The organism is Stappia sp. ICDLI1TA098 (assembly GCF_054880955.1).
On the sequence record NZ_JBTZBT010000001.1, the window covers coordinates 1,876,584 to 1,898,304 of the forward strand.

The window sequence follows — 21,721 nt, forward strand, 5'->3', positions numbered from 1 at the left end:
CATGGGCATCCACACCATTACCCTGCCCGATGTCGGCGAAGGCATCGCGGAGGCTGAACTTACCGAATGGAGCGTTGCCGTCGGCGACGAGATTTCCGAGGACGACGTGATTGGCGTCGTGATGACCGACAAGGCGGCGATCGAGGTTCCCTCCTCGGTCACCGGCAAGGTGGTCTGGCTGTGCGGAGAACCGGGCGACACGATTGCCATCGGCGACCGCTTCGCTCAGATCGAGGTCGAGGGCGAAGGCAACGACAAGGGTGGCTCAGCCGCCTCCACCTCTGCCGCGAGCGCAAGCACCCCGGCACAGGCGGGCGACCGGCCGGAAGACGACGAGCCGGGGGGCGATCCCGGCGCCGACAATGAGAACGCTGCCACGCCGAGCGATGGCGGCGACACCAGGTCTTCCGCGAAAGCGGCGGCAACGCCTGCCGGAGCGGCAGCGTCCCGCCCGCAGCCCGCGCCGCGCCCCACCCCGCAGCGCAAGCCGCTTGCCCGTGGCGAAAAGCCCCTCGCCGCCCCCTCGGTTCGCAGGCGTGCGCTCGAAAGCGGCATCGACCTTCGCCTTGTCGGCGGATCCGGTCCTTCCGGGCGCATCCTGCACGAGGATCTCGACGCCTATATCGAGCAGGGTCCTTCAACGGGAGCGCCCGCCGGACGGATGCCGGCGACCGGGACACGCGACATCAAGGTCATCGGCATGCGCCGCAAGATCGCCGAGAAAATGGCGCTCTCCAAGTCGCGCATTCCCCATATCACCATCGTCGAGGAAGTCGACATGAGCGCCCTGGAAGAGCTCAGGGCAAAGCTCAACAGCGAGCATGGCGCAGCCCGAGGCAAGCTCACTGTGCTTCCCTTCGTCATGCGCGCCATCGTGTCCGCGGTGCGCGCCCAGCCCGAAATGAATGCCACCTTCGACGATGACGGCGGCGTCATTCACCAGTCGGATGCGGTCCATATCGGCATCGCCACGCAGACGCCGGCCGGCCTGTCGGTGCCTGTCGTTCGCCATACGGAGGCCCGCTCCATGTGGGACGCCGCCGGCGAACTGACCCGGCTCGCAGGTGCTGCGCGCGACGGCAAGGCGGCGCGAGAGGAGCTTTCCGGCTCCACCATCACCATCACCTCGCTCGGCCCGCTGGGAGCCATCGCCACGACGCCGATCATCAACCACCCGGAGGTCGCCATTGTCGGCATCAACAAGATGGCTGTGCGCCCCATGTGGGACGGCCAGGCCTTCCAGCCGCGCAAGATGATGAACATCTCCTGTTCCTTCGATCACCGGGTGATCGACGGGTGGGACGCGGCCGTTTTCGTCCAGAAGCTCAAATCGCTTCTTGAAACCCCTGCCCTCTTGTTCATCGAGGAGTGACCGGATGAGCGACCTCACCTGCAGGCTGCTGATCATCGGCGCGGGCCCTGGCGGCTATATCTGCGGCATCCGCGCCGGCCAGCTTGGCATCGACACCATCGTCATCGACGACCAAAAGCCCGGCGGCACCTGTCTCAACGTCGGCTGCATCCCCTCGAAAGCACTGATCCATGCCGCCGAGGAATTCCACAAGCTGAGCCGCTTCGCCTCCGGCTCCGGCGCACTCGGCATCAGCGCGGCGTCACCCGCGATCGATCTCGCCGCGACGCTCGACTGGAAGAACGGCATCGTCAGCCGGCTGAACGCCGGCGTCGCCGGCTTGCTCAAGAAGGCCGGCACGCGGCTCATGGCCGGCCGCGCCACCTTCCAAGACGGCAAGACCGTCAAGGTGACATCGGACGGCAGCACCGTTCAGATCCGTGCCGAACAGGTGGTTATCGCCACCGGCTCCGCCCCGGTGGAACTGCCGTTCCTGCCGTTCGGCGGCAAGGTGATCAGCTCGACCGGAGCCCTCTCGCTCTCCGAAGTGCCGGAGACGTTGTGCGTCGTCGGCGGCGGCTACATCGGCCTCGAGATCGGCACCGCCTTTGCAAAGCTCGGCTCGAAGGTGACCGTCGTCGAGGCCGCCTCCCGAGTCCTGCCACAATACGACAATGCGCTGACCCGACCGGTCATGAAGTCGCTCAAGAGCCTCGGCGTCGAGGTACTCGTCGACACGAAGGCGAAAGGATTGGGCGACAAGGGGCTGGAAATCGAGACGGCGGACGGCAAGACCCGCGAGATCGCGGCCGACAAGGTGCTCGTCACGGTCGGCCGGCGGCCGCTTTCGGAAAGCGGCAACATTGCCAGCCTCGGCCTTGCCACCGACGGCGCGTTCCTGCGCGTCGACGACCAGTGCAAGACCTCCATGCAGGGCGTCTTCGCCATTGGCGACGTGACCGGCGAGCCGATGCTGGCCCATCGCGCCATGGCGCAGGGCGAGATGGTCGCGGAGATCGTCGCCGGCCACAAGCGGCGCTGGGACAAGCGCTGCATTCCGGCCGTGTGCTTCACCGACCCGGAGATCGTCACCTGCGGCCTGTCACCCGACGAGGCGAAGGCGGAGGGGCATGAAGTCACGACCGGCCTCTTCCCCTTCTCCGCCAATGGCCGCGCCATGACCATGGAGGCCGAGGACGGCTTCGTGCGAGTGGTGGCGCGCAAGAGCGACAATCTGGTGCTCGGCCTGCAGGCTGTCGGGCGCGGCGTGTCGGAGCTGTCCGCCGCCTTCGCGCTCGCCATCGAGATGGGCGCACGCACCGAAGACATCGGCGGCGTCATCCACGCTCACCCGACCCAGAGCGAGGCGCTGCAGGAGGCCTGTTTCGCCGCGATGGGACACGCGCTGCATATCTGACGACCCGTCCAGGGCCTCGGAAAGGAAAATGCCCGGCCGTTTGGCCGGGCATTTTTCGTTGTGGTGCCGGCTGCCAACCAGGACCGCTTCTACAGCCGGGAAGGAGCGGTCCGTCGACCGCTCCTTCCCGAGTTCTAGTCGAACATCCTGTTCGGCAGCCACATGGCCACCTCCGGCCAGGTGACGACCACCGCCAGCGCCAGGAGCTGCAGGATGACGAAGGGGATGATGCCCCGGTAGATCTGCTTCAGCGAGACCAGCGCTCTTGCCGTTCCCTTCAGATAGAACAGGGCGAAGCCGAATGGTGGCGTCAGGAAACTGGTCTGCAGATTGAGCGCAACGAGAATGGCGAACCAGTAGACCGCGTCGCCAGAGGCGACATGCGCGCCGAAATCGAGCTTGGCAACGATGGGCGCGAAGATCGGCAGGATGATCAGCGTGATCTCGATCCAGTCGAAGAAGAAGCCGAGCACGAAGATCAGCAGCATCAGCGCCGCCAGGACGCCCCAGGGGCCGAGCACCGACGCATCGGCAAGCGAGAGCACCAGATGCTCCCCGCCGAAGCGGCGGAAGAGATAGCTGAAGGCCGTCGCGCCGACGAAGATGAAGAAGATCATCGCCACCGTGTTGAGCGAGCGGGTCAGCACGTCGTGCAGCCCGCCCAGTGACAGACGGCGGCGGAACAGCGCAAGTGCCAGGGCGCCGAGCGCGCCGACGCCGCTGGCCTCTGTCGGCGTCGCGAAGCCGCCGAGGATCGACCCGAGCACGAGACCGATGAGAAGTGCGGGCGGCAGCAGGCCGGAAGACAGTTTCCAGAACAACTCGCGCCGCTCCTCGGCGCTGAGCGGCTCCGTCGCGCGCGGTGCGAGCTTCGGGCGCAGCGCGCTCGCGGTCACGATATAGAGGAGATAGAAGCCCGACAGCATCAGCCCGGGGATCAGCGCCGCCATGAACAGCTTGCCGACGGAGACCGTCAGCAGGTCGCCCATGATGACAAGCATGATCGACGGCGGGATGAGGATGCCAAGCGTGCCCGAGGCGGCGATGGTGCCGGTGGCCAGCGAGGGCGCGTAGCCCGAGCGCAGCATCATCGGCAGGGCGAGAAGCGTCAGCATCGCCACCGAGGCGCCGATGATGCCGGTGGAGGCGGCAAGGATCGTTCCCATCATGGTCACGGCGATGGCAAGACCGCCAGGAACGCGACGCATCAGCGTCTGCAACCCTTCGAGCAGGTCTTCGGCTATGCCGCTTTTCTCCATGAGCGTGCCCATGAGCACGAACATCGGTACGGCCACCATCACCGAGTTGGAGACGATACCGCTGAAGATGCGGTTGACCAGTAACGGCAGGTGGGCAAGGCGTATCTCGCCCATCGCCAACCCGATGCCGGCAAAGACCAGCGACACGCCGCCGAGCACGGCGGCCACCGGCAGGCCAGTGAATATGAAGAGGACCAGGCAGGCGAACATCAACACCGGCAGCATTTCCGCGAGCATTCGGAAGCGTCCTTCGATCTGGAATTGGAATGGGCGGGAACCCGATCAGTCTTCGACGAAGGGCATCGAGGTGCCTTCCGGATCCCTCAGGCAGTCGATGGCGCGCAGCAGCACGGCGATTGCCGACAGGACAACAAGCGCGAAGCCTGCCGTCAGGAATGACTTGATGATCCAGCGGTGCGCGAGGCCGGCGCCGGACACCGACCCCTCGCCGGACGCATAGGCGCGCAGGACATAATCGATGGAAAACCAAAAGAGCACGCTGGCATAGGGGATCAGGAAAAAGACAATCCCGAAGACTTCGAGCCAGAGCTTGCTCTTGCGCGAAAAGCCCTCGCGAAAGAGATCGACGCGGACATGGGCATCGCGCAGATAGGCCGCACCGAGGCCGAGCATCAAGGCCGCGCCATGCAGGTGCCATTCCAGGTCCTGCAGCATGATCGAGCCGGTATCGTAGAACTTGCGGCCGAGAACGTCATATCCGATGACGAAGGCCAGGATCAGAAGCATCCAGCTCCCGATGGCATGGGCGCCCCGCGGCAACGCCGCGAAGAGGCTCGCCAGTCGTTCCATATCGCGTTTCCTCGCTGGTGAGAGAGGAGATGCCGGATCATCGCGATCCGGCATCTCCCGAAGCCGGTCTCAAGCAGGGATCAGCGCATGTAGCCGAGGTCGCGCCACTCGGCGTAGTTGGTGCGGAAGTCTGAGTAAGACTTCCAGACGCGGGCGAAGTCCTCGTCCTCGGCCTTCATCTCCTCGACAACCTCGAGCCAGGCCGTCTCCATCGCCGCAAGGATCTCGGGCGACCACTTGTGCATGACGACGCCCTTTTCCTTGAGCTGGCTCAGCGCCTCGAACTGGATCGCCTCGCCCCAGGCGATGGACTCGGCCACCGCCGAACGGCAGACCTCGTTGATCGCCGCCTGCTCGTTCTCGCTCAGTCCGTCCCACACATCCTTGTTGATGATGAGCGAATAGAGCGACGTCTGCTGGTGCCAGCCGGGGAAGTAGTAATGCTTGGCATAGTCCTGCATGCCGAGCTTCTGGTCGAGCGCCGGCATGGACACTTCGGCGGCATCGATGGTGCCGAGCTCAAGCGCCGGCACCGTGTCGCCGACCGGCAGCGTCAGGGTCTGGACACCGAGCTTCTCCATCACCCGTGCGCCGAGTCCGTAGAAGCGCATCTTCATGCCCTTGAGATCATCAAGGCTGTCGATGGGCTTGCGGAACCAGCCGGAAGCCTCCGGCGGCGTCGTGGTGCAGACGATGCTGACGATGTTGTGCTTCGCGGCGATGTCGTCCCAGATTTCCTTGCCGCCGCCCTTGTAGTACCAGGCGAGGTATTCCGGCGCTTCCGGGCCGAAAGGAACCGAGGTGAACATTGCCGCGGACTTGATCACGCCTTGCGCGAAGCCGGTCGAGTACCAGGCCGCGTCGACGGCGCCGGTCGAGACCGCGTCCCATGCCTCGGGCGCCGGCACCAGGGCGCCCGGCTCGTTGAAGGTGAAGGTGAGATCGCCGCCGGTCAGTTTCGAAACGCGGTTGCCGATGTCCTTGCCGATGTCCCCGACGATCGGAAACGAGCCGGGGTAGACGCTGGTCATCTCAAGGGTCTTCGCGACCGCCGGCACCGCGGCCAGTGTCACGAGGGCGGTGGCAAGGCTCAGACTTGTTTTCCAGGACATGATGGTTTCCTCCCATTATCGCTGCTCAGGCACGCCCCCCGCGAAAACCGCGCAGGAGCAACGCCGCGACTGCTGACGCCATCCTCCCTGATGGCGACCGCGCTTTACGCGACGCAAAAGCCGACGCCGGCCAATAGGCCGGGCAAACATGACGGTCGGGGGGATTTCGCGCTGCTGGCGGCGCGTCGCGATGGTCTTGAGCATGGAACGCGGAACATACAAACCGTCGTCCGCCCAGCCTCCCCTCCCAGGAAAACCGGCCATTTCAAGCTGCTCCGGATCGCTCCGGCACCCTCCCCAACCGGCGCTTGTGCGCCGGCTCTCCGCCTAGAATATAGGGGCGCGAAATCGACTAAACTTGCCTTTTTCCGGGCGATTCCCGCGCTACTGTGCATATAATGCGCGTGAAAGTTACGTCTGGAGGTAATTGCATGTCAATGCTCGACGAAACGGACCTGAAGATTCTTCGGGTGCTTCAAAACGACGGATCCCTGACCGTTTCCGACGTCGCGGACAGGGTGAGCCTGTCGCAATCCCCCTGCTCGCGGCGCATCGGCAGGTTGCAGGAAGACGGCATCATCATCGGCCGATCCGTTCTTCTCGACCGGCGAAAACTCGGCTTTCACGCGATCATCCTGGCGCGCATCAAGCTCTCCGAACACGGCCGCCAGTCCATCTCCGTCTTCCAGGAAGCGGCGTTCCGGATTCCCGAGGTTCAGGTCGTGCAGCTGATGCTCGGCGACTTCGATTTTCATCTGCGCGTCGTCGTGCGCGACATGGATCACTACCAGATCCTGCTGCGAGAGAAGCTCGTGATGATGCCGGGCGTGCGTGAGATACAGAGCACAGTGATATTGGAGGAAATGAAGTACACCTCGCTGCTGCCTATCTGAGGTGGCGGGTTCACCGGCGCTCCGCGCGACAAGGTCGCAACGCGCGCCCGGCCCCGGCAGCACCGCGCAACGCCGACACGGACGGGGCGCTCGGCGCTCCCAGCCCGCCAAACAGCCATTGTGCGGCAACACTCCGCCTCGACCACACGCCGCTCCGATAGGTCGATTTCAAGATATATCGATTTACTCAGCCCAATTGACCATGAAAAAAACTTTCAATACGATGATAATCACTTATTCGAAATGAAATTAATTTGAATTTCATCATTATTTACTTGAGGCCTCGTGGCGGAAATGGCGACGCGAAGGGATTGCAACTCCCTGTATCCTGGTTCGAATCCAGGCGAGGCCTCCACTCTCCCTTTTTGAAAATCGGTCTTTGAAGTTCGGTCATGGCCTTTGCGCGCCGCGCTTGCGGCGCCCGGCAGGTTAAGGCTCGGCGACGTGCAGGCTCAGTTCGCGGGTCCGGTCGCCTTCTCGGCGGAGCGGCGCAGGCTCTGGCGGTCGATCTTGCCGGTCGACGTTTTCGGAATATCGACAAACATCTCCACGATTTCGGGCACCATATAGGCTGGTAGCTGCGCGAGGCAGTGGCGCTTGAGGTCACGCGCGGAGAGTTCCGCTCCACCGGCCAGGACCAGGCAGGCCTTGAGCTGTCGCGCGCCCGCCTCTCCCGCGACATCGATCACCGCGGCCTCGGCAATCGCAGAATGAACAAGCAGCGCGTCCTCCACCTCACGCAGATTGACACGGTTGCCCCGGATCTTCACCTGCGCATCCCGCCTGCCGAGATAGCGCAGCATTCCGTCGGCGCCGCGCTCGACCATGTCCCCCGAGCGATAGACCGGATCGGGATAGAGCGCATGGACGGGGTTCTGCACGAAGCGCGCGGCGGTCATCTCCGCATCACGCCAGTAGCCCTTCGCCACCGTCGGACCGCGCGCGCAGAGCTCCCCGACCGCCGCCTCTCCCGTAACAAGTCGTCCCTCGTCGTCGACGACGATTGCCTCCATGTGGGCGCAGGGCCGGCCAATGGGGAGCGGCGCATCACCGGGAGGGGTGTCGATCTCCAGCGCGGTCACATCGTTCGCTTCGGTGGAGCCGTAGATGTTCACGTAGCGGGCCTGCGGCACCCTGGCCATCAGGTCGCGCAGGGCCGGCGGCGGATAGGGTTCGCCGGCAAAGAAGACGAGGCGCAGCGTCTCAAGCCCCGGCTGCCCCGGCTCCAGATGCTTCGCCATCAGCATCAGCACCGAGGGCACGGACTGCCACACGGTGATGCGGTTGTCCGCTAGAAACCGCGCGAGATCGACGCCGAGGAAACCAATCCCCTGCGGCACCAGGCAGACGGTCGCGCCGTGGACGAGCGTCGTCCAGAGGTCGAACAGGGACAGGTCGAAGTGAAACGGCGCGTGCGAGGACACCCGGTCGGCCTCGCTGACGTCGAAATAGGATCCCGCCCAGTCGCTGAACGCCATCACATTGCGGTGGGTGATCATCACGCCCTTGGGCCGGCCGGTCGAGCCGGAGGTGTAGAGGATATAGGCCAGGTCCTCGTCGAGCGACCGGCGCGGCAACGGCCCATCCGCGAGCCCTGACAGCCCCGCTTCAGCCTCCTCGTCGCCAAGTTCGAGCCGGCGGGGCAGTGCCGCCCCCTCGTCGCGGACCGCGTCGATCCGACGCGCCTTGGTCTTCGAGGTCACCAGCGCGGCCGGGTCGCTGTCGGCCAGCACCGTCGCCAGCCGGGGCGCGGGGCCGTTGGCGTCGAGCGGCACGCACACGCCGTCCGCCTTCCATATGGCGAGAAGGGCGGCGACCGCATCGGGCGACTTGTCGAGACAGACCGCCACGCGGTCGCCCCGGCCGACGCCCTGCGCCGTGAGCCAGCGGGCAATGCGGTTGGCGCGACGCTGGAGCGCGCCGCGGTCCACAGTCTCCCCCTCGAAGCACAGGGCCGGAGCCTCGGGCGCGCGCGCGGCCATCTCCTCGATCAACAGGCAGGGGGTTCTCGCCATCCCGCTCTCCTCACTTGCCGATCCCGGCCTCAGCCGACCGGCCGGTTCATCAGCCAGGCGAAATACTCCATCCGCTCTCCCAGAAAGCGCTCCGCCTTGCCCCACATATCCGCCTCGGTGATCGTGCTCGGGTACTTGCGACCAACGGGCGAGCGCTCGAAAAGCGGCCGCAGGCAGGTCAGCGCAACGATATAGAAGAGGTCGTGATCCATCTTGTAGCTCTTGCGCCGGTCGCCATCCCACTCGTGCCGGATCGCGTGGCGGTGCTTCTTCAACAGGAAGAGGTGGGGAATGAAATAGCTCCACATGCGCCTGGAAACGGCGCGGATCTCCTCCTCGGGGATTTCGGGAAAATAGCCCTGGATCTTCGCCGCGATCGGGTCGAACTCGAGGAGGTTGTCGAGCGTGTATTTGTCGAGCGCCGTCGGGTAGCCGATCTTGGCGACCATGCGGTAGATGGCGCTGGCGAGATCGCGCCAGACCTGCATCGGGCGCACCGCCTCCGGCAGGCCGTTCAGGTCCTGGACGGAATCGAGGTCGATCAGGAAGAGCGCGCGGCTTTCGACCGAGTAGACGAAGTTCCCCCAGTCGCCGGAGTAGCGATACATCTCGGCGAGTGAAAAATCATGCAGCAGCTTGCCGGCCTGACGGGCAAGCGCACAGATCACGCGCAGGCGGACGCGCTCGTCGTCCGGGTCGCCCTCCACCCCCAGCGCCTCGCGGATATCGTCGTAATGGGCATCGAACTTCGGATCCGATCCCCGCTCCATCGCCGACCCGAACAGGATCTCCGAGATCCTGTAGGCGGCCACGCCCGGAGACAGGGTGATCACCGCTCCCATCGGCTCGCCCTGAAAGCGCAGGCTTTCGTCGTACTGGATCACCGCCAGGGGCGCGATGGTGGGCACGCCTGCCTTGACCAGCCGTTCGGACGACCAGAACTCGCGGTGGGCGCGCTCGTGCACGATGCCGCCAATGGGGCTGGGCGAGGAATAGGCGAACTTGTATTCACCCTCCGCCGAGACGCCGAAATGCGGATAGGTGACGAGATATTCCAGAAGATCGGTAAGCGGCGGCACCGGGTCGTTGCCGGCGTCGTCATGCAGCTTGTTGGAATATTCCGCGTCGCCCGGCATCACCGGGTTCCAAAGGCCGACGCCCTTGAGCTTGGCGGCATGATAGGTACGCGACGGATCGTCCCTGAGCGCAACCGGGGCGGAGAGCATCTCCCAGGAACCGCGGCCGCGGCGATTGAAATGCGGCACCGCGCCGTTCCAGCTCGCGATGTTGAGAAGGCGGCGGACTTCATCCTCGCCGATGTCGAGACCGTCGAACCGATGGGTGATCTGGTAGTTCAGCTTCTGGTGCATGTTCATGGCAGTCGTTCCTCGAAGTCATCGGCCAGCGCGGGCCCGTTCGCATCCTCAGGCGTAGGTGCGGGCACCGAAGATCGCCGAGCCGACGCGCACGCTCGTCGCGCCGCAGACGATGGCCTTCTCGAAGTCCCCTGACATGCCCATCGACCGCTTCTCGAGGCCAGCCTCATCGGCGAGCAGCGCCAGTTGCCCGAAATGAGGCACCGGGTCCTCCCCGGACGGGGGAATGCACATGAGACCCTCGACCTCCAACCCGTGAAGCTCCCGGCAACGCTGCACGAAGGCGACGGCCTCATCCGGATCTATCCCCGCCTTCTGCGGCTCGCGGCCAATGTTCACCTGCACGTAGAAGCGCGGCCGACGCCCCTGCCGGTGCACCTCGCTCGCAAGCTCCGCGGCGATCTTCTCCCGATCGACCGTCTCGATGACATCGAAGAGCGCCACCGCGTCGCGCGCCTTGTTGGATTGCAGCGGCCCGAGCAGGCGCAGCTCGATGTCGGGATACTCCTGCTTGAGGCCCGGCCATTTCTGTTGCGCTTCCTGCACCTTGTTCTCGCCGAACACGCGCGCTCCGGCGGCGATCACCGGACGGATCGCATCCGCGTCAAAGGTCTTGCTGACCGTCACGAGCGTCACCGGATCGCCGGCCTGCTCGCGCACTTCCTCCGCCGCCGAGATCTTCCTCAATACCGCCGTCAGGCGTTCCACCGTCTGATCCATCGTCTCCGTCCCGTTTGGTTCGTTGCGTCTACATCCCCGCGCCAAAGAAGCGCGGAACAGCCAGGGTCAGCGCCGGAAAGACGGCGCACAGCACCACGATCACCACATGGGCGAGCGCAAAGGGCGCGGCCTCGCGCACCGCACTTTCGTAGGGCGCGTTGGCGATGCGGGCCGCCGTCATCAGCGTCAGCCCGACAGGCGGCGTGATGTTTCCCAGATTGAGCGCGAGCAGCATCACCATGCCGGCGTGCAGCGGATGGAAGCCGAGTTCCACCAGCGCCGGTGCCAGCACCGGGACGGCGACGATGATCGCCGGCAGCACGTCGATGAACATGCCGGTGACGATGAGAAGCGCCGCCACCGCCAGGATCTGGACAACCGGATCGCTGCTCATCGCGGCAATGGTTTCTGCCGCGTGGCGGGCGATGCCCGAGCGTGTCACGTACCAGCCGAGCACGTTCGAGGCCCCCAGAAGCAGGAACACGACGCCGCTGAAGCTGACAGTGGAAACGAGGGCTTCCCATAGGTCGCGGCGGCTTAGGCGGCGATAGACCAGGCCGCCAAGCGCCAGCGCGTAAATGCAGGCGATGACCGAGGCCTCGGTGACCGTGGTCAGTCCCGTCAGCACCCCGCCCAGGATAACCACCGGAATACCCATCGCCGCCAGGGCGCTGGCGCCGGTCGAGAGCACGACGGACAGCCGCACCCGGCCGTGACTGGCATAGCCGCGCCGCCAGGACACGATGCCGCTGACAACCAGCATGGCCAGCCCCATCATCACCCCAGGCACGATGCCGGCTGCGAAAAGCCCGAGGATCGAGATATCGCGTAGCGCCGCCGCATAGGCGATCATGATGATGCTTGGCGGGATGATCGGCCCGACGATCGCCGCACAGGCCGTGACCGCCGCGCAATAGGAGGCGCTGTAGCCTTCGCGGCGCATCGAGGGGATCAGCGTGCGCCCGATGGCCGCCGTCTCCGTCACCGCAGCGCCGGTCAACCCGGCGAAGAGCAGGCAGGTGGTCACATTGACATGGGACAGGGCCCCCGGAATCCGCCCGAACAGCGAGCTTGCGAAGGCAATCAGCCGCTCGGTCAGACCTGCTCGGTTCATGATCTCGGCGGTGATGATGAAATAGGGAACGGCGATCAGCACATAGCCCGACACGCCGGAATAGAAGCGGTCGGCGAGGATCGCCAGGAACGCCGGCCCGCCGATGGACCAGGCGCCGACGAGACCCGCCGCCGTCAGAACGAGGCCGAGCGGCACGCCGACGAACATCAGCACCACGAAGGCGAGCGAGGCGCTCATCGGGTTGCCTCCAGCATCGCGCGCGGCTGCGACCCGCCGGCTGTTCCAACCTCCGCCTCCGCCAGCCCGGCAACCGTCTCGGCCTCGGCCGTCGGCTCGCCGGGTTCGACGCCCTTCCGGCCGTCGTCCTGCACGCCCTCCTCCTCCAGCGCCATGACGCCGCGCTCTTCAAGCAGTTCCAGTCCGTCGACGAGGTGAACGCAGAGGATCACGCCGGCAACCGGCACGCTGGCCGCCGTCCAGCGGTGCGAGACCTGGAGCGTGTCGGACAGGACATAGAGATTGGTCGCGTGCTCGAAGAAGCCCGCGCCGTACCAGACAAGAGAAACCGCGAAGAGTGCGATGCAGGCAAAGCAGATGCCGCGCATCAACCCCCTCGCCCATGCGGGCAGGCCGCGCGCCAGCGCACTGATGGCGATGTGCTCGCCGTACTTGAAGGCAACCGTGATCGACAGCATCGCGAACCACGGCAGAAGCAGCCGGAAGAGAGAGGGCCGCGTGTTCGAGTAGAGCCAGGCAAGGATGCCGCTCTCGAAAAGCTCGGCATGCCCCGTGCGCGCCGCCAGCGCCAGTCCGGCCTCCAGCGCGACGCCGGCGGCCGAAATCAACAGCATGAGGGCGAGCAGCACCGCGCAGACGGCAATCGTCGTCCGGTTGACGGCATCGCTTGCCCGCCGCAACGGCATCGTCAGGGTCATCATCGCACGGTTCCTCATGGCTGCGGACCGTCCCGGCAGGCGGTGCGCTAGCGTCGGGGCAAGCCTTGGCGGCTTGCCGCTATTCGAGATAGTTCTCGACGACCTCGGACCTGAGCTCGCGGTGGATGCGATCCACCTCGGCGCGCAGGTCGTCGTAGAGCGTTGCGCGGGGGCCGAAGGTCTCCACCAGCCAGTCGCGATAGTAGGGCTGGGCAATGGCGCGCATCCGCGCCTTCTCTGCGTCGGGCAGGACGTAGCATTCCTTGAATTTCTTGCAGGAATTGGTCCAGCCGATCACGGTGATCTGGGTGGCGATGCCATGTGCCATGGCCACCGCCTCACGCGCCGCCGACATGACAATGATCTTGTAGTCGTCGGGAAGCGTCTTGAACCATGTTTCGCTGACGCTCCAGGTGATCGTGTTGTAGACGTGCCCGGACCAGGTCGTGTAGTCGGCAACGTCGTAGAACTTGAAGATGTCATTGACGCCTGGCGCATGGAAATGGCCGTCGACGAGCCCCGTCGCCAGTCCGGTCTGCAACTCGCCCCAGGGCAGCGGCGTGGGCGCCGCGCCGAGCGCGCGCATGATCGTCATGTGCGCCTGGTTCTCCTCGATGCGGATCCTCAGGCCCTTCAGGTCCTCAACGGTTCGGATCAACCGCTTGTTGTTGGCGAAAGCCACGAAGCCGCCGCCGTCGTCGAGCGTGCCGAGATAGCGCAGGCCCGCCTGCTCGACCATCGGACGCATGAACTTCGCGAACCATGGACTGTCGAAGAAGGTCCAGGCCGTGCGGTAGTCGGGGAACAGGAACGGCGAGGTGATCATCTCGTAGTCGCGGAAGAAGGTCGCCTGAGTACCGGAGCCGAGCATCACCGACTGGATGGTCATGCCTGCCCGCGCCTGCTGGGCGATCTCGACCTCGCCGCCGAGCGCGCCGTTGCCGAACACCTGCACATCGATGTCGCCGTTGGTCGCGGTCTCCACCAGTTGCTCGAAATGCTTGAGCGCGGGCGCGGTCTCGTTGTTCGTCAGATCGTCAGGATAGAGATGGGCGATCGTCATCGTGTAGCTCGCCGCCGGCGCGGCGACGGGCGCCAGGGCGGCCAGCGCGAAAACCGCCCCGGCGAGCAGGCGGCGGACCGCGAGCCGCCTGCCGGTCGGGCGGGACGCCCGCTGCCGGGGCGCCTCACCGCGGATCTGGCGCGGCGAAGTCAGTGTACTCCGAAGGGAGGCGTGAAGGCGGGTCCGGGGCGCGGTCCCGGAAGGCCGTGCGAAGCAGGCGGAAGATCCGCCGAAGATCAGTTCGACGCCATAGTCGGACCGACAGCAATCGTCTTCACGCGGCATCCGCCCCTCCTGACAGGGTTATTATTTCCGAAGATCAGGATTTCAGAATATGTACGCGAAGTTGTTCAGGTCTAATTCTATTTTTCTATTTTTGATTACCTGAAACTGACAATAGAAATAAAATATAAGAAAAGGACATACGGACACTCCGGGGCGGATCGGCCGCCCCGGGAGGTCCGTGTTGTTTTGCCTTCAGCCCAGGCTGCGCTGCCTCAGCCGGTGACCGCACCCTTGCTCGCCGGCGAGGCGAGTTGCGCGAACTTGCCGAGAACGCCGCTTCGATAGCGTGGCTCCGGCTTTTTCCAGGCGGCACGCCGGCGCGCCAGTTCCTGGTCATCGACCTCGAGCTGGAGCAGATGGCGGGAGGCGTCGATGGTGATCTCGTCACCCTCCTCGACCAGCGCGATGGTTCCACCGTCGAAGGCTTCCGGCGTCACATGCCCGACGAGCATGCCCCAGGACCCGCCCGAGAAACGGCCGTCAGTGATGAGACCGACATCGGCGCCAAGTCCACGCCCGATGATCGCCGAGGTCGGCGCCAGCATCTCCGGCATGCCCGGCCCGCCCTTGGGGCCGAGATAGCGCAGCACCAGCACGTCCCCCTTGCGAATGCGGTCCGACTGGATCGCATCCATCGCCGACTGCTCGTCGTCGAAGACCCGGGCCGGGCCGGTGATCGACGTCGACTTGAGGCCGGTGATCTTGGCGACAGCGCCGTCCTCGGCCAGATTGCCGCGCAGGATCGCCAGATGGCCCTGCTTGTAGAGCGCCTTGTCGATCGGGCGGATGACGTCCTGATCCGCGGCCGGCTCGTCCGGCACATCGGCGAGTTCCTCGGCGATGGTCCGCCCGGTGACGGTGATGCAGTCGCCATGCAGCAGGCCGGCGTTGAGCAGGATCTTCAGAACCTGCGGTACGCCGCCCGCCCTGTGCAGATCTACGGCCATGTATTTGCCCGAGGGCTTGAGATCGCAGATCACCGGCACCTTGCGGCGCACCCGCTCGAAATCGTCGAGCGTCCATTCCACCCCGGCCGCATGGCAGATCGCGAGATAGTGCAGCACCGCATTGGTCGAGCCGCCGGTCGCCATGACCAGCGCGATCGCATTCTCGACGCTCTTCCTCGTCACGATGTCGCGGGGCTTAAGCCCCTTCTTCACCGCCTCGACGAGCACCTGCGCGGAGCGGGCCGTGGAATCGAACTTCTCCTTGTCGATGTTGGCCATGGTCGAGGAGTAGAGCAGCGCCATGCCAAGCGCCTCGAAGGAGGAGCTCATGGTGTTGGCCGTGTACATGCCCCCACAGGCGCCCGTGGTCGGGCAAGCATTGCGCTCGATGCCCTCGAAATCCTCCTCGCTCATGCGACCGGCCTTGATCGCGCCGACCGCCTCGAAAGCCGAGATCACCGAGAGATCCTGCCCCTTCCATTTGCCCGGCTTGATCGTCCCGCCATAGACGTAGACCGCCGGCACATTGGCTCTCACGATGCCGATCATGCCTCCCGGCTTGTTCTTGTCGCAGCCCCCGAGAACCAGAACGCCGTCCATCCACTGGCCCTGGACGGTCATCTCGACGCAATCGGCAATCACCTCGCGCGAGATGAGCGAGTATTTCATGCCCTCCGTGCCCATCGCCATGCCGTCCGATATCGTCGGCACGCCGAAGATCTGCGGGTTCGCGCCAGCCTCCCGGATCGCCTCGACGGCGATATCGGCAAGCGGCTGCAAGCCGGCATTGCACGGCGTGATGGTCGAATGGCCATTGGCCACGCCGATCATCGGCTTGTCGAAATCTTCCTTCGTATAGCCGAGGCCATAGAACATGGCCCTGTTCGGCGAACGCTCGATCCCTTGCGAAATCGTCTTCGAACGCTCGTTGTATGCCACCCGCACATCCTCCCTCGCAGGCAATTCAAACGGTCCGCGGGACACTTCGGCCCATCGCGCCCTCGTGGCGAACGACCGGGGAGCCCATGCCCCGGACAACGCCTCCGCGCGATGGCCAGGCGGCGTATGCCCCTGGCGAACCGACCGCTTTTCGCGCTCCCGCGAGAAAAACCTAGCCCGCGAAAATTCATTTCAGAAATATATTTCTCAGACCAAACTGAGAGCTTTTACGTCTTAATCGACATCCGCGACGGGGCTCCAGGAGAGCCCCGCCAACCGTCTCAGGAGCGCCCCTCTCCCGCGTGTGCAACGCCGTTGAAAGCCGCGCCATTGCGCGCCATCGCGACGGTCGGAGCATCAGCGAGCGAGGAGGCCATTCCAGCAGCCGGCTGGGCCTCGCCCTCTCCGCGCGCGCTTACCATGCGCGCCACCTCGACGAGGCGCGACACCGTTGGCGAGACGTCGTCCCGCCGCCAGACGAGACCGGTCTCGATGGTGGGCGGCCGCCCGTCGAGCGGAACATAGCGCACGCCCGAACGGCCGAGCTTGCGCAGCGACCCGGGCACCAGCGCGATCCCCATTCCGGCCGAGACCAGGCTGATGATCGTCTGCATCTGGATCGCCTCCTGGCCGATGGTCGGCTGAATGCCGTTGGCAACGAAATAGGTGGTGATGATGTCGTGGAAAGCGGGTGCGCTGCGGCGAGGAAACAACACCAGCGGCTCGTCCGCGACATCGCGAAGACAGAGCTTCCCATCCGACAGTTCGAGCCGGCCGGAGCGCATCCACTCCTCCGGCACGGCTGCGAGCAACGGCTCGCGCATAAGAGGCATGTAGGACAAGGAGGCGTGCAACGTCTGGTGCAGCGGGATGATCAGCCCGGCATTCAGGTCCCCCTGCAAAAGTGCATCGAGCTGCAGATCGCTTGTCATCTCCTTCAGCGACACCCGCACCTCCGGATAGGCACCGCTGTAGCGACTGATCAGGTCTGGAAGCAGGTTGTAGTCGGCGGTGGTGACGAAACCGAGCTTCAGCGACCCGATCTCTCCACGCGCCAGTTGGCGGGCAAGCCCCGGCAGGGCCTCCACCTCCTCCAGCAGCTTGGTGACATGGGACAGCAAATGCTCGCCCACCGGCGTCAGCGCGACATTTCGCTTCGTTCGCTTGAACAAGGTGACGGAAAGCTCGTCCTCCAGCGCGAGGATGGCCTGGCTCAGCGGCGGTTGCGTCATGCAGAGCCGCTCGGCGGCCCGCCCGAAATGCAATTCCTCTGCAACCGTGACGAAAAACTTCAGCCTGCGAAGATTCATGCTGCCTTCCACTCCCTAGCTCAGCGACATGTCGGCCGGTACGGCGCGCATGCCCGAAGTCGGTTTTCCGCAAGCGGCCGGACACTCCGCCCCACCAGACGCGCCAGAGCCGTTACCCGGCCGTTGGCACACGGCAGTCATTCACAGAGCGACTTATTCCACGCGGAATAATAGGCTTTTCCTCTAGACGGGAATGCAGTCTTTTGGTTGCATGTTTAATTGAACTCCCGTTCTAATTTAAATGATAATACACGCAATATGATTTTGTCACCCGTTTGACGCGATATCGAACGCATAACATTTAGTGATTTTTTGTATTTCTCGATCCACCTTCGGGCAGGTTTGTAATTTTGTTAAATATTATCCACCCAATCGAGAAACAATAATATCTTCCAGAATTTTTATATATAAATATAATATTTCCATAACATTGATGTGTGGAGATACATATGTTTACAGGAGAAAAACAAGATAAGAGCAATCAGGGCATAGCCCGGTGCTGAAACAAGCTTCTCCAGACAGAGCGACAAGGACGGCCTGAAGCGCCCGGAGAAAGGGCGCCGGTCTCCCAAGCCCCATCCAGGACCGCAATCAGGTTGTATTCCCCGGCGGGACAGCCGTTCCGCCTTGCCGGCATGAAGGGAGGATGCGGAGATGGATTTCGGGTTCACGCAGGAACAGGAAACGTTTCGGGAAAAGGTCGTCCGCTTCGCCCGCGAGGAGCTCAACGAGGGTGACCTGAAGCAGCGCGACGCCGATTGCGAACTGTCGCGCGACCTCTGGCGCAAGATCGCCGGCTTCGGCATCCTCGGCCTGCCCTTCCCGAAGGAATACGGCGGCAGCGAACAGGACATCATCACAACCGTGCTCGCCATGGAGGCGCTTGGCTACGGGTGCCGCGATAACGGCCTGCTCTTCAGCATGAACGGCCAGATGTGGACCGTTCAGATGCCAATCGCCCAGTTCGGCTCGCAGGAGCAGAAAGAGAAATACCTGAAGGGCCTCATCGCCGGCGATCTGATCGGCGCGCATGGCATCACCGAGGCGGAGGCCGGATCAGACGTCATGAGCCTGGGCACAACGGCACGCCGCGACGGCGACGACTATGTGCTCAACGGCGCCAAGGTGTTCTGCACCAATGGCCCCGTCGCCGACGTCTTCGTCATCTTCGCAACCGTCGACAAGAGCGCCGGCTCGCTCGGCCTCACCGGCTTCGTCGTCGACCGCGACACGCCCGGCCTCACAATCAGCCCGAACCGGCGAAAGATGGGATTGAGGACGTCGCCGATGGCCTGGCTGACGTTGGAGGACTGCCGCGTGCCGGCTACGGCCCGACTCGGCAAGGAGGGCCAGGGCGGACGCATCTTCAACAACTCGATGGAATGGGAGCGCTCGTCGATCCTGGCCAACCTGGTCGGGGCGATGGAAAACCAGCTCGAGCACTGCATCACCCACGCCAACAAGCGCACCCAGTTCCGCAAGCCGATCGGCAAGTTCCAGTCGGTTGCGAACCGGATCGTCGACATGAAGCTGCGCCACGAGACATCTCGGCTTCTGCTCTACAAGGTCGCCTGGATGAAGAAAACGCAGGGGAGTTGCGCCATGGAAGCGGCGCTCGCCAAGCTCTTCCTCAGCGAGGCATGGGTCACCTCCTCGCAAAACGCGGTGGTGATCCATGGCGGCTACGGCTACATGGCCGATTATGAGGTAGAACGCGACTTCCGCGACGCGGTCGGCAGCCTTCTCTACTCCGGCACCTCCGATATCCAGCGCACCATCGCCGCGCGGGCACTCGGCCTCTAAGCCCCCCCTTCACGCAAGAAAAACTTCGCGAGAATTCGGCGAAGAACGATGAACCGCGCCAACTTCAAATTTATAAATACATTAAAAATACATAATAATACAAAAATACTATGTTTTATTCCATTGACGCGCCATTTTTGCAAAACATAATCAAATTCATCGCGAAACGCAGAGCAAAAACAAAAGTATTCGCACAAGGAAAATGGTGAACCACCGGAATGATACCTCGCGACATCATAGCGATCCGTCATTTTCCGGCAGCAGGAGGAAAGATCATGAGCGCTTCCACTCCCGACCTTGTCGACGTCGAAACCGTCCTTCGCGACTATCTGCTCGAGCATTCGAGCGTGAACGTGTCAGGCGGCATCGATCCGCAAGAGAACCTGCTGGACAGCGGCATTCTCGATTCCCTCGGCATCGCCGAGATCACGGAGTTCATCGAGGCGCATTTCTCGGTCGTCATCGACGAGGACGAAATCTCCTCCCAGAATTACAAGACGTTGAGCGCCCTTTCGCAGTTCTGCCACTCCAAGATCACCGCCGCAGCGGCCTGAGCCGCGCCGGACGGCCTGACGACGGGATCAACAGACCCTCAGGGAGGAAGCGTTCATGACCAGCACCATCAAGGCGGACCTGATCCTGGTGCATGCACCGGCGATTTTCGACTTCCGCAATCGCGACGACTTCGTGCTCGGCTGGTACTCCAGCCAGGAAAGCAGCAACGTCACGCCGATCTTCGAGATGCATCCGCTCGGCTTCCTGTCGATCAAGAGCTTTCTGGCCGAGCGCGGGCTCGACGTGAAGATCGTCAACCTTGCCTCGCTGATGCTCAAGCACCCGACGCTCGACGTGGAGAAGCTGTTCGAGCACCTGGACGCACCAGCCTTCGGCATCGACCTGCACTGGCTTCCCCACTGCCAGGGTTCGATCGAGGTGGCCGGTGTCCTGAAGAAGGTCCATCCGGACAGTTTCATCACTTTCGGCGGCATCGTTTCCACCTATTACGCCAAGGAGATGATGCAATACCCGCAGATTGACGGCGTCATCCGCGGCTACGACACGCTGGAGCCGCTCGCCGATCTCGTCGGCCAGATCAAGCGCGGCGTGCGCGGGCGCTTCAATGTCGAGAACCTGGTCTACAAGGACGCGGGCGAGGTCATCGACAACGGCCACAGCTACACGCCGGAGGTGCTGAACGACGTCGCCATCGACTGGTCGAAGATGTTCCCGAAGACCTCGAGCCTTCTGAACATGCCCAATCTGATGGTGCTGCCCAACACCGGCTGCCAGCAAAGCTGCGGCTGGTGCTCGGGCTCCCGCTGGGCCTACCAGCGGATGATGAACGTGGAGAAGAAGACCGTCTTCCACCGACGCTCGGAGCAGTTGGTGCGCGAGATCACCACCTTCCCGAAGACGGAGTCGCCGCTCAGCGTCTACACGCTTCAGGCCTATTCGGAATCCTCCCCGCGCCTGCTTGAATATCTGGCGGCGGTTTCCGACAGCGGCGTGGTCAAGTCGGTCTCCTTCGAGCAGTTCCGCCTGACCAAGCCCTCTGTCCTGCGCCAGATGGTCGAGGTCGCGCCCGGGCTCGACATCTACATCAACCTGTCGCCGCAGTCGCACGACGTGGAGATCAGCCGGCTGACGGGGCGCGGAACCTACACCAACGAGGAGATGGAAGCCTGGATCGCCGAGGCGCTCGATATCGGCATCAAGGGTGTCTTCCTCTGGTACACGATCGGCATGCCCCGGCAGACCCACAGTTCGGTGATGGAGACGGTCGACTATACCGCCCGGCTGATGGAGAAGTTCCCCAACGACAAGATCGTGCCGACGATCTTCGGCATGGTGCCCTTCCTCGATCCTGGCTGTCAGTGGTTCGAGGAGCCCGAGCAGCACGGCTACACTGTCTTCCACCGCGATCTCGAATCCCATCGCCAGTCGCTGACGCAGCCGCGCTGGCACGACGCGATGAACTACGAGACGCGCTGGATGAAGCGGGAGGAGTTCCTGCCCTCGACCTATGACGCGATGCAACGGATGGCCAACTTCAAGGCCGACTTCGGCCGCATCACGCCGCGCTCGATCAAGATCGTCAACGACCGCATCGATCACCTGCGCTACCTCACCGGCGCGGTCGACCGGGCCATGACGCTGCAAGGCAGATTGCCGGACAGCCTGCGCCGCGAGGTCGGGCAGCACAACGACGAGATCCTCTCCTACGCCGCCGACGTGGCGTTGGTGAAAAAGCCCCTCTCGGGCCGCTGGTACGACGATCACACGGTGCCGGCGGAGATCATCTCGGCCTGCGTGCGCGAGACGCAGGCGGCCTGACGCCGCCTGGCCTGCCAATGCGGGAAGGCGGCGTCAGGCCGCCCCTTCCCGCCCTTCCCCAGATCTCGCGATGCGCG

Annotated in this window: 17 protein-coding genes, 1 tRNA gene and 1 pseudogene; 7 read left to right on the forward strand and 12 right to left on the reverse strand. The window is 64.0% G+C overall.

Annotation, left to right across the window (positions count from 1 at the left end):
* Position 1: 1 nt before the first annotated feature.
* Both ACSLUQ_RS08550 and lpdA read left to right on the forward strand, forming a co-directional pair.
* Positions 2–1,372 (forward strand): dihydrolipoamide acetyltransferase family protein, encoded by a 1,371-nt coding sequence (locus tag ACSLUQ_RS08550; RefSeq protein ID WP_461808255.1) that lies wholly within the window; start codon positions 2–4, stop codon positions 1,370–1,372.
* A gap of 4 nt (positions 1,373–1,376) precedes the next feature.
* The gene (gene lpdA, locus ACSLUQ_RS08555; RefSeq protein ID WP_417772680.1) at positions 1,377–2,768 is read left to right on the forward strand and encodes a dihydrolipoyl dehydrogenase; all 1,392 of its coding nucleotides are present in this window, start codon (positions 1,377–1,379) and stop codon (positions 2,766–2,768) included.
* A 134-nt stretch (positions 2,769–2,902) separates the two neighbouring features.
* Here the strand turns inward: lpdA and ACSLUQ_RS08560 are convergent, their stop codons facing one another.
* From ACSLUQ_RS08560 to ACSLUQ_RS08570, 3 genes are all read right to left on the reverse strand, one after another.
* Entirely contained in the window at positions 2,903–4,264 is a 1,362-nt protein-coding gene (locus tag ACSLUQ_RS08560) for a TRAP transporter large permease (protein ID WP_417772679.1), read from the reverse strand.
* Positions 4,265–4,309: 45 nt separating this feature from the next.
* Positions 4,310–4,837, reverse strand: coding sequence for a TRAP transporter small permease subunit (locus ACSLUQ_RS08565; protein WP_417772678.1), 528 nt, complete (start codon positions 4,835–4,837; stop codon positions 4,310–4,312).
* Between the two features lie 80 nt (positions 4,838–4,917).
* A complete protein-coding gene (locus ACSLUQ_RS08570; RefSeq protein ID WP_461808256.1) occupies positions 4,918–5,949 on the reverse strand; it encodes a TRAP transporter substrate-binding protein in 1,032 nt (343 codons plus the stop codon).
* Between the two features lie 431 nt (positions 5,950–6,380).
* On the opposite strand from ACSLUQ_RS08570, the gene ACSLUQ_RS08575 reads away from it, so the two are divergent.
* Both ACSLUQ_RS08575 and ACSLUQ_RS08580 read left to right on the forward strand, forming a co-directional pair.
* Positions 6,381–6,842, forward strand: a complete 462-nt coding sequence (locus ACSLUQ_RS08575) for an Lrp/AsnC family transcriptional regulator (protein WP_417772676.1) — start codon at positions 6,381–6,383, stop codon at positions 6,840–6,842.
* 279 nt (positions 6,843–7,121) lie between these two features.
* Positions 7,122–7,197: transfer RNA gene (locus ACSLUQ_RS08580), tRNA-Cys, on the forward strand.
* 97 nt (positions 7,198–7,294) lie between these two features.
* Here the strand turns inward: ACSLUQ_RS08580 and ACSLUQ_RS08585 are convergent.
* The 9 genes and pseudogenes from ACSLUQ_RS08585 to ACSLUQ_RS08625 all read right to left on the reverse strand — a co-directional run bounded on the left by ACSLUQ_RS08585 (position 7,295) and on the right by ACSLUQ_RS08625 (position 17,507).
* Complete coding sequence (locus ACSLUQ_RS08585) at positions 7,295–7,612, reverse strand: AMP-binding enzyme (RefSeq protein WP_461808485.1); 318 nt, start codon at positions 7,610–7,612, stop codon at positions 7,295–7,297.
* Positions 7,589–8,857 (reverse strand): annotated as a pseudogene (locus tag ACSLUQ_RS08590) (amino acid adenylation domain-containing protein); the annotation flags it as partial. The pseudogene ACSLUQ_RS08590 and the gene ACSLUQ_RS08585, both read right to left, overlap by 24 nt.
* Positions 8,858–8,886: 29 nt before the next feature.
* The gene (locus ACSLUQ_RS08595; protein ID WP_461808257.1) at positions 8,887–10,233 is read right to left on the reverse strand and encodes a hypothetical protein; all 1,347 of its coding nucleotides are present in this window, start codon (positions 10,231–10,233) and stop codon (positions 8,887–8,889) included.
* A 48-nt stretch (positions 10,234–10,281) separates the two neighbouring features.
* Positions 10,282–10,953 carry a YggS family pyridoxal phosphate-dependent enzyme gene (locus tag ACSLUQ_RS08600; RefSeq protein WP_461808258.1) on the reverse strand — a complete coding sequence of 224 codons (672 nt, stop codon included), beginning with the start codon at positions 10,951–10,953 and terminating at the stop codon, positions 10,282–10,284.
* Positions 10,954–10,981: 28 nt separating this feature from the next.
* A complete protein-coding gene (locus ACSLUQ_RS08605) occupies positions 10,982–12,265 on the reverse strand; it encodes a TRAP transporter large permease (protein WP_417772672.1) in 1,284 nt (427 codons plus the stop codon).
* Positions 12,262–12,966, reverse strand: coding sequence for a TRAP transporter small permease (locus tag ACSLUQ_RS08610; RefSeq protein WP_461808259.1), 705 nt, complete (start codon positions 12,964–12,966; stop codon positions 12,262–12,264). The genes ACSLUQ_RS08605 and ACSLUQ_RS08610 overlap by 4 nt, the downstream gene beginning before the upstream one ends.
* Before the next feature lie 76 nt (positions 12,967–13,042).
* Entirely contained in the window at positions 13,043–14,311 is a 1,269-nt protein-coding gene (gene dctP, locus ACSLUQ_RS08615; protein WP_461808260.1) for a TRAP transporter substrate-binding protein DctP, read from the reverse strand.
* Between the two features lie 212 nt (positions 14,312–14,523).
* Positions 14,524–16,197 carry a dihydroxy-acid dehydratase gene (gene ilvD, locus ACSLUQ_RS08620; RefSeq protein ID WP_417772669.1) on the reverse strand — a complete coding sequence of 558 codons (1,674 nt, stop codon included), beginning with the start codon at positions 16,195–16,197 and terminating at the stop codon, positions 14,524–14,526.
* Positions 16,198–16,478: 281 nt separating this feature from the next.
* Complete coding sequence (locus ACSLUQ_RS08625; protein ID WP_417772668.1) at positions 16,479–17,507, reverse strand: LysR family transcriptional regulator; 1,029 nt, start codon at positions 17,505–17,507, stop codon at positions 16,479–16,481.
* Positions 17,508–18,161: 654 nt separating this feature from the next.
* Here ACSLUQ_RS08625 and ACSLUQ_RS08630 point away from each other — a divergent pair.
* From ACSLUQ_RS08630 to ACSLUQ_RS08640, 3 genes are all read left to right on the forward strand, one after another.
* Positions 18,162–19,310 (forward strand): acyl-CoA dehydrogenase family protein, encoded by a 1,149-nt coding sequence (locus ACSLUQ_RS08630; RefSeq protein ID WP_417772667.1) that lies wholly within the window; start codon positions 18,162–18,164, stop codon positions 19,308–19,310.
* Positions 19,311–19,585: 275 nt separating this feature from the next.
* Positions 19,586–19,864 carry an acyl carrier protein gene (locus ACSLUQ_RS08635; protein ID WP_417772666.1) on the forward strand — a complete coding sequence of 93 codons (279 nt, stop codon included), beginning with the start codon at positions 19,586–19,588 and terminating at the stop codon, positions 19,862–19,864.
* 55 nt (positions 19,865–19,919) lie between these two features.
* Complete coding sequence (locus tag ACSLUQ_RS08640) at positions 19,920–21,644, forward strand: cobalamin-dependent protein (RefSeq protein WP_417772665.1); 1,725 nt, start codon at positions 19,920–19,922, stop codon at positions 21,642–21,644.
* The last annotated feature ends 77 nt before the right edge of the window (positions 21,645–21,721 follow it).

What these genes read in the sequence shown, in the direction of transcription:
- ACSLUQ_RS08595 (WP_461808257.1), bottom strand. Translation starts at nt 10,233, where the DNA reads ATGAACATGCACCAGAAGCTGAACTACCAGATCACCCATCGGTTCGAC.
- ACSLUQ_RS08610 (WP_461808259.1), bottom strand. Translation starts at nt 12,966, where the DNA reads ATGATGACCCTGACGATGCCGTTGCGGCGGGCAAGCGATGCCGTCAAC.
- lpdA (WP_417772680.1), top strand. Translation starts at nt 1,377, where the DNA reads ATGAGCGACCTCACCTGCAGGCTGCTGATCATCGGCGCGGGCCCTGGC.
- ACSLUQ_RS08625 (WP_417772668.1), bottom strand. Translation starts at nt 17,507, where the DNA reads ATGAATCTTCGCAGGCTGAAGTTTTTCGTCACGGTTGCAGAGGAATTG.
- dctP (WP_461808260.1), bottom strand. Translation starts at nt 14,311, where the DNA reads ATGCCGCGTGAAGACGATTGCTGTCGGTCCGACTATGGCGTCGAACTG.
- ACSLUQ_RS08575 (WP_417772676.1), top strand. Translation starts at nt 6,381, where the DNA reads ATGTCAATGCTCGACGAAACGGACCTGAAGATTCTTCGGGTGCTTCAA.
- ACSLUQ_RS08630 (WP_417772667.1), top strand. Translation starts at nt 18,162, where the DNA reads ATGGATTTCGGGTTCACGCAGGAACAGGAAACGTTTCGGGAAAAGGTC.
- ACSLUQ_RS08570 (WP_461808256.1), bottom strand. Translation starts at nt 5,949, where the DNA reads ATGTCCTGGAAAACAAGTCTGAGCCTTGCCACCGCCCTCGTGACACTG.
- ACSLUQ_RS08560 (WP_417772679.1), bottom strand. Translation starts at nt 4,264, where the DNA reads ATGCTCGCGGAAATGCTGCCGGTGTTGATGTTCGCCTGCCTGGTCCTC.
- ACSLUQ_RS08565 (WP_417772678.1), bottom strand. Translation starts at nt 4,837, where the DNA reads ATGGAACGACTGGCGAGCCTCTTCGCGGCGTTGCCGCGGGGCGCCCAT.
- ACSLUQ_RS08550 (WP_461808255.1), top strand. Translation starts at nt 2, where the DNA reads ATGGGCATCCACACCATTACCCTGCCCGATGTCGGCGAAGGCATCGCG.
- ACSLUQ_RS08605 (WP_417772672.1), bottom strand. Translation starts at nt 12,265, where the DNA reads ATGAGCGCCTCGCTCGCCTTCGTGGTGCTGATGTTCGTCGGCGTGCCG.
- ACSLUQ_RS08600 (WP_461808258.1), bottom strand. Translation starts at nt 10,953, where the DNA reads ATGGATCAGACGGTGGAACGCCTGACGGCGGTATTGAGGAAGATCTCG.
- ACSLUQ_RS08640 (WP_417772665.1), top strand. Translation starts at nt 19,920, where the DNA reads ATGACCAGCACCATCAAGGCGGACCTGATCCTGGTGCATGCACCGGCG.
- ACSLUQ_RS08635 (WP_417772666.1), top strand. Translation starts at nt 19,586, where the DNA reads ATGAGCGCTTCCACTCCCGACCTTGTCGACGTCGAAACCGTCCTTCGC.